At 68.4% G+C, this 10,310-nt stretch carries 7 protein-coding genes; all 7 read left to right on the top strand.

Features of this window, described 5'->3' with window-relative positions:
* Positions 1-167: 167 nt before the first annotated feature.
* The 7 genes from ACE3RX_RS21575 (at position 168) to ACE3RX_RS21545 (ending at position 10,310) form a co-directional block, all read left to right on the top strand.
* Positions 168-1,418, top strand: a complete 1,251-nt coding sequence (locus ACE3RX_RS21575) for a hypothetical protein (RefSeq protein ID WP_374487033.1) — start codon at positions 168-170, stop codon at positions 1,416-1,418.
* 7 nt (positions 1,419-1,425) lie between these two features.
* Complete coding sequence (locus tag ACE3RX_RS21570; protein WP_374487032.1) at positions 1,426-2,784, top strand: hypothetical protein; 1,359 nt, start codon at positions 1,426-1,428, stop codon at positions 2,782-2,784.
* On the top strand, positions 2,784-3,494 hold the full coding sequence (locus tag ACE3RX_RS21565; RefSeq protein ID WP_374487031.1) for a hypothetical protein: 711 nt from the start codon (positions 2,784-2,786) through the stop codon (positions 3,492-3,494). The genes ACE3RX_RS21570 and ACE3RX_RS21565 overlap by 1 nt, the downstream gene beginning before the upstream one ends.
* Entirely contained in the window at positions 3,494-6,295 is a 2,802-nt protein-coding gene (locus tag ACE3RX_RS21560; protein WP_374487030.1) for an AAA family ATPase, read from the top strand. Before ACE3RX_RS21565 ends, ACE3RX_RS21560 begins: the two co-directional genes overlap by 1 nt.
* 184 nt (positions 6,296-6,479) lie before the next feature.
* Positions 6,480-7,580 (top strand): GGDEF domain-containing protein, encoded by a 1,101-nt coding sequence (locus tag ACE3RX_RS21555; protein ID WP_374487029.1) that lies wholly within the window; start codon positions 6,480-6,482, stop codon positions 7,578-7,580.
* Positions 7,581-7,696: 116 nt separating this feature from the next.
* A complete protein-coding gene (gene lysS / locus ACE3RX_RS21550; RefSeq protein WP_374487028.1) occupies positions 7,697-9,196 on the top strand; it encodes a lysine--tRNA ligase in 1,500 nt (499 codons plus the stop codon).
* A gap of 136 nt (positions 9,197-9,332) precedes the next feature.
* Positions 9,333-10,310: an HlyD family secretion protein gene (locus ACE3RX_RS21545; protein ID WP_374487027.1), complete on the top strand. Its 978-nt coding sequence runs from the start codon at positions 9,333-9,335 to the stop codon at positions 10,308-10,310.

Below are 10,310 nucleotides of genomic sequence, written 5' to 3'. Positions count from 1 at the left end.
GCATCAAGGATCTGCGCACCAACTACGAAGTCGGCAACACCCAGGCCGTGCTCGACGGCGACCTGGACGGCTTCATCCAGGCCAGCCTGAAGCAAGGCGTGTAACAACACGGCGGGGCCGCGAACCGGCCCCGCGGCCTTTCATTCTTTCGTGATCGAACCTCTACCATGCTGCGAATCCTCGTCTGGCTGAGCGGCAGCATCGCGCTGCTGGCGGCGGCAGCCGTCGTCCTGGCCTTCCAGGCGGTGGAAGACACGCCGCTGGTGACATCCGGCACCGCGCCGGCGCCTGCCGCGCTGATGCGCGCCAAGGCGATCCTGCGCAAGAACGACCCGCGCAAGCTGGCTCGCGACGAACGACGCGAAATCGCCATTTCCGGGCCGGATCTGGACGCGCTGGTAGCCCTCGCCGCCCGCCGTGGCCTTCAGGCCGAAACCCACATGGACCTGCGCCAGGGCGGCGCCGAGCTCCGCTACTCCGCACAGCTGCCGCGCAATCCGCTCGGCCGCTACCTCAACGTGAATGCCCAGCTCGGGGCCGGCGCCGACGGCCTGCGCTTCGAGCAAGTTCGCATCGGCCGCGTGCCGGTACCGCCGGCCCTGTTCCAAGCCGCCCTCACGCGTTACCTGCAGCACACCCAATTCGCACCGGACCTCGCGCTGCTGGCACGCAGCATCGACCGGATCTCCGTCACACCAGCAGGCGTTCGCGTCGCTTACACCTGGCAGCCTGAATTGCTTGATTCGGCCCGCGCGCTGGCCATCGATCCGGCCCGACGCGACGGCCTGGCAGACGCCCAGCGGCGTCTTGTGGCGCGCATCGACAGCCTCGGCGCACGCCCGACGGCGCCGCTTGCCGCCGTCCTCGGCCCGCTGCTGCAGGAAGCCGGCGAACGGGCCAGCCCCACCGAACGCAGCACGGCCTACCGGAACATCCTGCTCGTCACCGCAGCCCAGCTGTCCGGCCACGACATCGCGCTGCTGATTCCCGAAGCCCGCCAATGGCCGCGCCCTCACCCGATCACGCTGACCCTGCGCGGGCGCGAAGACCTCGCCCAGCATTTCACGGTCTCCGCGGCGCTTGCCGCTTGGGCCGGCGAGCCCCTGGCCAATGCCATCGGGCTCGACAAGGAGGTCAGTGATTCCCGCGGCGGCAGCGGCTTCTCCTTCGTGGACCTGGCCGCCGACCGGGCCGGCACGCGCCTCGGCCAACTCGCGGTACGTGACCCCGAACGCCTCTCCGCGGCGGTCTCGGCCGGCCTGCGCGACACCTCCCTGCTGCCGCCGATTGACGGCCTGCCCGAATCCATGATGGCCGACGAGTTCCAGCGTCGCTTCGGCGGCGTCGACGCACCGGCTTACAAGCGCATGGCCGACGAAGTCGAACGCCGCGTCGCAGCCCTCGCCCTGTTCCGCTAGACCCCGCATGAACGAAGTCCGCCTGGAAGAACTGCTGGCCCCCGGCGTCGCCGCCGACGACGTCCCCGAACTCGCCCCCCTGATCCAAGCCCGCCCGCTGCTGTCAGCCTTCAGCACGCTGTTCCACGGCAGCGAGGCCGAAGTGCTAATGCGCCTCTTGGTGCTGCGCGAGATCGGCAAGGAAACCGACGCTCCGCGCTGGGAACCGGAGCAGTTGCGCCAGCGCTTCTCCTTCCTCGACCACGTCAAGCTCGAGACGGTACTGCGCCGCCTGCGCAGCAACGGCCTGCTGGAGATCGGCGACGACAGCCTGTATGCGCTGTCCGACATGGGCCGCAATGCCGTCGCGGCAATCGGCATGATGGTCAGCTTCAGCGCGGAAGACGACCTGGAGCTGGGCTTCCTCACCGCCCAGCTGGCCGGCCTGCAGGCCGTCGGCAGCGTCACGCCGGAAGCCCTCGGCCACCTGCTCGGCAAGCTCAACGACCTGGCCTGGCATTTCGAGGAGGCCATCGCCTCCGGCTCCGAATTCCGCATCGCCGACGCCCGCCGCCGCCTGTCGGCCAACACCCGCTGGATCGAGAAGGGCACCGAGGTCCTGCATGAACTGCTGGCCGACCCAGAGGTGCCCTTCGACCTGGCCCGCATCGCCCAGCGCATCGGCCTCGCCCAGTCGCGCCTGGCCCGCGTGGATGCGGCCTTCCAGCGGGCAGTGAACAAGATCGAAGCCCAGCGCGTGACGCTCGGCGGCTCCGGCATCTCGTCCAGCGACGTGGCCGCCTGGCTGCGCAGCCTGGACGTCCGCAAGCTGGCCGGTCTTGCCGTCGGCTGCCTCGCTCCCGCGCCCGAACTCACCCTGCTGGCCGGCGGCCACGAACTCCTCGACCGGGCCGAAATGGCCCTGTCGGAAGAAGCCCGCCAGATGGAAGCCGACGTGGCGCTGCCAAGCGCCGAGGAAGCGCCGAGCCGCAACCAGCCGGAGCAGGAGGATCTGCGCCTGCTTCAGCACTTCAGTCAGCGCCTGGGCCGACTCACCGAGCCCGGCCAAGCACCAGCCAGCCTGGCCCAAGTCGTCACCGGCGGCGGCTTCCCGGCCGCCTCCTACCGCCTGTCCCTGCTGGCCTTGCTCGCCGACGGCGGCGGCGAAGGCGGGGCGACGCCGGCCGACGGCCCGATCGGCGAGTTCATGCGCCTGCCCCTCGAAGTACGCTTCGAGGCCGCGACCGTGAAGGTTGGCGAAGACGAGATCGCCACCATGTCCGCCGGCCTGGTCGGAGCCCACGGCAGCCTGCCCGCCCCCGAAGTGGTGCCCGTCCTTGACGACACCTCCACCGAATCCTCCGCATCCCTTTCCGACCCAGCCTGATGGAACAACAGATCCGGACCCTCACCGCCCGCCTGCTGGCCAGCCGCAGCCTGCCGCGCACCGACCCGCTGGTGCGCCGCGCGCTGGTGGACGAGACCTTCCGCGTTGAACTCGACGCCCGCCTCGCCGCCGTCGGCCTGCAGCTCATCGACAACCCCTACGCCGAGCACGTCGCTACCGCCCTCACCGAGGACATGCACGAGCCGGTGTTCGGCGCCACCCGCGAGTACGCGGCCAGCAACATCGGCCTGACCCGCGACCAGCTGGCGCTGCTGGTGGTCATCTGGGCGCTGATCATCCTGCCCAAGCGGGAGCGCCAGGTGAATCGCCAGAAGCTCGGCGACGACGGCCAGGGCGACATGTTCAGCAAGGATGCGCCGGTGGAGCGCGGCGAGGCCGTCTCGAGCCCCATCGTCGAAGCCTCCCTGCTGGCCGACTTCGCGCCCGTGCTGGGCCACAAGACCTACGTGCAGGGCAAGCTGCTGTCCCGCCTGGCCCAGCTCGGCTTCATCGAGCGCAAGGCCGGCATGATCCACGAGGGCCCGCTGCTCGACGTGCTGCTCGACTACCGCACCCTCGCCGACCGCATCGTGCACGGCACCCTCGGCGAAGTGCTGGCCCAGGCCGGTCACCCGCTGCCCAGCCTCGATGCCTTTGCAGACGATGACGCCGCCCACGTCGACGAAACCGACGCGGAGGACGACTACTAATGTTCCACATCAAGCAACTCGAACTGGTCCATTGGGACTACTGGCGCCGCTTCAGCCTGCCCCTGGACGCGCAGATCATCACCATCGTCGGCCCCAACGGCTCCGGCAAAACCACCCTGCTCGACGCCCTGCGCACCCTGTTCGGCCTGCGCTGCTCCGGCAAGCGCGACTTCCGCCGCTACGTGCGTCGTGCCAACCGCAGCTTCGCGTGGATCCGCGCCGTTGTCGCCAACAAGCCCGGCAGCACCGGCAAGCGCCCGTTCTTCCCGTGCCTGAAGGACGAAGTGACGCTGGCCTGCCGCATCCGTCGCGCCGGCGGCGACTGGACCCGCGACTACGCCATCGCCGACGGCGACGTCCCGATCGAGGTACTGGAAGCCAACGAGAACAAGGTCGTCGAATGGGTCGGCTACCGGGACTACCAGAGCCGTCTGGCCTGGGGCGGCCTGACCCCGGCGATCGCCAAAGTGCTGGCGCTGGAACAGGGCGACACCGACAAGCTCTGCGAGTACTCGCCGAAAGCGCTGCTCGAACTGGTCTTCGATGTGTTCGGCGACAAGGAAGTGCTCGACAACTACGCAGCCGCCCGCGAGGAACAGAGCAACGCCGAGAAGGAACTCGAAGCCCTCGGTCTCGACCTCGACCGCCTGCGCGCCCAGGCCGAGGCCAAACGCCTGGAAGCCGACCGCTTCCTCGAATGGAAGCAGCTCAACGACGAGGCCACCGCACTGGCTGGTGAGATCGTTCCGCGCCTGGAGGCTGCCGAGCTGCTGCGCGACATCGAGCAGGCCCGGGCCGACATCGCCCGCGGCCGCCTCGACTTCCAGAAGGGCGACGAGGAGCTGGCCGGCCACAAGGCCCGCACCGCCGAGGTAGAAGCCGAGAAGGCCGCCGCGGAAGCAGAGCGGAAAGCTGCCCGCAGCCGAGAACTGGCTGCCGAGAAGGCCCACCTCAGCGCCCACGACGAAGTCCGCGACTTCGAGAAGCTGCTCGCCGAGCGCTCTGCGCTGCGCGCCCGCCTGGCCCGCGAAGCCGGCGACGGCGCGGTGGACCTGGAGGCCGCCTACGCCAAGGCCGACGCCCGCCTGCTCGCGCTGCAGCGCCAGGAGCGCGCCGCCATCGCCGCCTTCGAGGAGAAGACCAACCAGCTACGCGCCACTCGCGAGCACCGCGGCCCACCACCCGACGGTGAAGTCAGCCGCTTCCGCAAACGCCTGGGCGATGCCGGCATTGCCCACCAGGCCCTGTCGGAAATCATCGAGGTCACCGACCCGGACTGGCAGGGCGCCGTTGAAGCCGTGCTGCGCCCCTACCGCAACGTGATCCTGCTCGAACGGGAACAGGACCGCCACGCCGCCTGGGCGCTGGGTGAGCAGGAACGCTTCCGCCACTTCATCGTGCCGGAGCTGGAAGCCGCCCCGCCGGCCGTCGACGGCTCGCTGGCCGAAGTCATCCGCTTCGCCGATGCCGTGCCGCGCTGGCTGGCCGACCTGCTCAACCGCATCCAGCGTGTCGAGGACGCCGACTCCGCCCGCCACCTGCCCAGGGAAACCGAGTGGATCACCCGCGACGGCTATCACCGGGAGCGCCGCGGTGCCCGCCACCTGGGCAAGCCGACCGAGTTCCATTTCGGCGAGCTGGCCCGCAGCGCGCGGCTCAAGCAGCTCGACGCCGACATGCACAGCCTCGACGCCCGCCTGCGCGAGCTACGCCCCGAACTGGACGCCGCCAAGGAAGAAGCCGACGCCCTGCGTGCCCGCCTGCATGGCATCGAAGCCGCCCAGTTGCTGGCCGCCCGCGCCGAGGCCTTCGAGCAGGCCGAAGCGGCCCTTCCCGACGCCAAGGCCCGCCTCACCGCGGCCATCGCCGACCGCGCCGAGTCAAAGGGTGACGTGGACAAGATCGACCAGCGCCTGCGCGGCATCGACATCGAACTCGACCGCCGCAAGCGCGAGATCTCCGCCCTGGCCCGCAAGGCCCAGGAACTCGCCGAAAACGAGGCCCCGCGCCGCCGCGAACAGGCCCGCCGCATCCAGCGCCTGCGCCAGCTGCGCCGCGGCATGCCAGCCGACTGGCGCGAGCCGCAGCAGACCGCGCTGCTGGTGGACAAGTACGGCGATGCCCGCGGCGCGCGGGCCGACCTCGAACGCCTGCGCCAGCGCCTCAGCGACGGCGACTGGATCACCGATGACACGGTGCTGACCCTGGCCGGTCGCCTCAAGGCCGACCTGCAGCAGCGCGAACGGGACTACGCCGAGCGGGAAGCCTACTTCGCAACGACCCGCCGTCTCACCTCCGACGCCCGCGCCGCCTACATTGCCAAGCTGCGCATCACCATCCGCCAGTACGGCAAGAACCTGCGCGCCCTTGGCGACCTGGCCAACGTGGACGTGGACTGCCCGGTGCCAATGCTCGAGAACGAAGACCGGGCGCTGGCCTCCGCCGGCCTGGAAGTGCGTTTCGACTTCGACCGCAAGGGCGCCGTCGGCCTCAACGACGGCGAAGCCTCCGGTGGCCAGCAGGTCATGAAGTCGCTGATCCTGCTGATCGCCTTGCTGATGGACGAGGCCCGCCCCGGCGGCTTCGTGTTCATCGACGAGCCCTTCGCGCACCTGGACATCGCCAACATCGACCGCGTCGGCACCTTCCTGCGCGCCACCCGCGCCCAGTACCTGATCACCACGCCGGTCACCCACAACGCCAACGTCTTCGCACCGGCCCAGCTCACCCTGGTCACCCGCAAGAAGAAACCCGGCGACGACTGGGCCCCGCCGATCGGCCTGATCCAGCGCAGCGTCTGAATCGGGAAGGCGGAACCAAACGCCGCCCGGCCATGACAAAACCATGCTAGAAAGACAAGAAGTGGGCACTGAATACCGTGCCCACTTCTCGATAAAGCACACGGCACACCCAATTTTGGTTTCAGAATTAAGCAGTACGGCCGATAATAGCGCCTCACGCCCCGGACACCATTCATTCATCCCCATGCGCCAGCCCCCGGCGGCCCCGCCCGACTCCTCCCGCACTCTTGCGCTGCTTGCCGGTGCTGAAGCCTTATCGCGCCTCCGAGATCTGCGCGAGATCTACCGTCATGCCACCGAAACGGTGATGCGATTTCTCGACGGCAGCTATGGCCTGCTCTTTGCCGTCCGCTTCACCCCTCCGGAACTCACGGTTGGCTTACTCGGCTGCTGCGTTGCCGATGGCCAGGTGACCAACTGGGATGACGTCTGCGACGGCCAATCCTGGCTCCCGGTGGATCCCCTGCTGTCCCGCTGCCTGCATGCCGATTACGGCCATGCCGCCACCCGCGAGGGCGACACCTGGCGCCTGGCATTCGCTGTCGGAGAGCTCGGCCAGGCCCGCTGGGTAATCGAGATCCACAGCCCCGAGGAACCGAGCGAGGCCGACTGCGCCGCCCTCGGCCTGTTCCTGCGCTGTTTCGACAACCAGCACCACGCCTGGGAATACGCCAACCTCGACACCCTCACCCGACTGCTCAACCGGCGTACCTTCGACGACGACTTTGAACGCCTGATCGCGGCCGCCGAGCAGGCCGAGCAGGCGCGCCTGGATTCCGGCGAACGTCGCGAATACAGCCTCGCCGTCAGTCAGCCGTGCTGGCTGGGCGTCGTCGACATCGACCACTTCAAGAGCATCAACGACAACTACGGCCACCTGTTCGGCGACGAGGTGCTGCTGCGCGTCGCCGAGCTGATGCGCATGAGCTTCCGCAACCACGACAAGCTGTTCCGCTTCGGCGGCGAGGAGTTCGTGGTCATGCTGCGCAACGTCGCCGAAGACAATGTGAAAGGCATCTTCGACCGCTTCCGTGAAGCCGTCGTGCAACACGAGTTTCCGCGGGTCGGGCAGGTTGCCTGTTCGGTAGGCTTCGCACGCATCGATCCGCGCCTGTCTCCGGCGGAACTGCTGGGCCGCGCCGACGAGGCCCTGTACTACTCCAAGGAGCACGGCCGCAACCAGGTCAATGGCTTCGACGAACTGATCATGAGCGGCAAACTGCGCATCACCACCCCGGCCGGCCAGGCCCAGATCCAGTCCGACATCGACGAGATCTTCCTGTAAGCGGCCGCCAGTTATGCGTCCAGCCGCGACGGGCGGGCCGGAATATGTCAAAATTCAGGGCTTTGCGGCACTTTGTGCATCACGCCGCGCCCATTTCGTTGATTGAAGAGCCCATCATGTCCGACCAGACCACCTCGCCCGCCCAGGATGAAAACCACCTGATCGCCGAGCGCCGGCAGAAACTCGCCGAATGGCGCGCCACCGGCAAGGCGTATCCGAACGACTTCTCCCGGGAGAACACCGCCGGCAAGCTCGACGAGGTCTATGGCGAGAAATCCGCCGAAGAACTCGAAGCCGTGCCGGTCGAGGTCAAGGTCGCCGGCCGCATCATGCTCAAGCGCGTAATGGGCAAGGCCAGCTTCATCACCATCCAGGACCTGTCCGGGCGCATCCAACTCTACGTCACCCGCGACGGCGTCGGCGAAGAGGTGTACGCCCAGTTCAAGCACTGGGACATCGGCGACATCGTCGGCACCGTCGGCGTGCTGTTCCGCACCAAGACCAACGAGCTGTCCATCAAGTCGTCCGAGCTGCGCCTGCTGACCAAGAGCCTGCGCCCGCTGCCCGACAAGTTCCACGGCCTGGCCGACGTCGAGACCAAGTATCGCCAGCGCTACGTGGACCTCATCATGAGCGAGGAGTCCCGTCACACCTTCGTTGCGCGCAGCCGCCTGATCCAGTCGATCCGCAACTACATGACCGGCCACGGCTTCCTCGAAGTCGAAACGCCGATGATGCACCCCATCCCTGGCGGCGCAGCGGCCAAGCCCTTCATCACCCACCACAACGCCCTCGACATGCAGCAGTTCCTGCGCATCGCGCCGGAGCTCTACCTCAAGCGTCTGGTGGTCGGCGGTTTCGAGAAGGTCTTCGAGGTCAATCGCAACTTCCGCAACGAAGGTCTGTCGCCCCGCCACAACCCCGAATTCACCATGATGGAGTTCTACGAGGCCTACGCGGACTATCGCAGCCTCATGGACTTCACCGAAGGCCTGCTGCGCCACGCCGCCCGCGAGGCGCTCGGCACCGAGGTGTTCACCTACCAGGGTCGCCAGCTCGACCTGTCCAAGCCCTTCCACCGCCTGACCATCGTCGACGCAATCCGCAAGCACCACCCCGGCTTCACCGACGCCCAGCTGGGCGACGCCGAGTGGCTCAAGCAGAAGATCAAGGACTTCGGTGAGAAGGTGAAGCCGGGCGGCCTCGGCAGCCTGCAGCTGCAACTCTTCGAAGCCTGCGCCGAAGCCGAGACCTGGGAGCCGACCTTCATCATCGACTACCCGGTCGAAGTCAGCCCGCTGGCCCGCGCCTCCGACAGCAACCCGGAAATCACCGAGCGCTTCGAGCTGTTCATCGTCGGCCGCGAGATCGCTAACGGCTTCTCCGAGCTCAATGACCCCGAAGACCAGGCCGCCCGCTTCCAGGCCCAGGCTCAGGCGAAGGACGCCGGCGACGAGGAAGCCATGTACTACGACGCCGACTACATCCGCGCGCTGGAGTACGGCCTGCCCCCGACCGGCGGCTGCGGCATCGGCATCGACCGCCTGATCATGCTGCTGACCGACAGCCCCGCGATCCGCGACGTGATCCTGTTCCCGCAGATGCGTCCGGAGTAAGCCCATGACGGTCATGCCGTCGCGCTGAAAAGATAGAAGCCCGTTCGGTTTGCGCCGTACGGGCTTTTTTTTGCACACCGCCTGGGTCACAAGACGCCCTGCGCCCCAACCGCCAAGCGCCCACGGAAAGCCTGCCATGCAACGCCTCTCCCTCTCTCCACTCCTGCTCCCAGCTGTCGGCGCCCTGCTTCTGCTGGCGGGCTGCAGCGGCAAGACCGCCGACACCGGCTTCCAGGGCTACGTGGAAGGCGAATACCTGTACCTCGCCGCACCGCAGGCCGGCTACCTGAAATCCCTCGACAGTCCGCGAGGCAACCGTGTGACGGCCGGGCAGCAGTTGTTCGCCATCGCCACCGATCCCGACAGTCAGGCCCTCGCCGAGGCGGAAGCCCGCAGCGGCTCCGCGAAAGAAAAACTGGAGAACCTCAAGGCGCCGCGTCGTGCCCCGGAGATCGCCGCCCTCGAAGCCCAGCTGGCCTCCGCCGTCGCCGCCCGACGCCTGGCCGACACCCAGCTCGCCCAGCAAGAAGCCCTGTTCCGCCAGCGCTTCGTCGCCCAGGCCCGCGTGGACGAGACCCGCGCCAACCGGGACCGCAGCGTCGCCGCCGTCGAGGCAGCCCGCCAGCAGCTGGAAACCTACCGCCTGGCCCTTGGGCGCCAGGCCGAACTGCGCGGCGCCGAGGCCGACCTGCAGGCCGCCGCCGCCCAGGCAGCCCAGCGGCGCTGGAGCGTTGAGCGCAAGACGGTCACCGCACCGGCTGTCGGCGAGATCGCCGAAACCTATTATCGCCCCGGCGAATGGGTGCCGGCCGGTGCGCCGGTCGCCAGCCTGCTGCCGGACTCCCGGCGCCGGCTGCGCTTCTTCGTGCCGGAAACCGCGCTCGCCACGCTGAAGCCCGGCCAGGCCGTCGAAGCCCGCTGCGACGCCTGCCCGACGCCGATCCGCGCCACCATCGACTTCATCGCGCCGCAGGCGGAATACACCCCACCGGTCATCTACAGCCGTGGCAGCCGCGAGAAGCTGGTGTTCCGCGTCGAGGCCACCCCCGCCGCCGAACAGGCCGCCAGCCTGCGCCCCGGGCTGCCCGTGGATGTCAGCCTGGCCGGGCACTGA

It is taken from the genome of Zoogloea sp., from assembly GCF_041914405.1.
In the GTDB taxonomy this organism is placed as follows: Bacteria; Pseudomonadota; Gammaproteobacteria; order Burkholderiales; family Rhodocyclaceae; genus Zoogloea.
The sequence above is the reverse complement of the archived record's forward strand: the minus strand, read 5'-3'. Positions and strand labels throughout refer to the sequence as shown.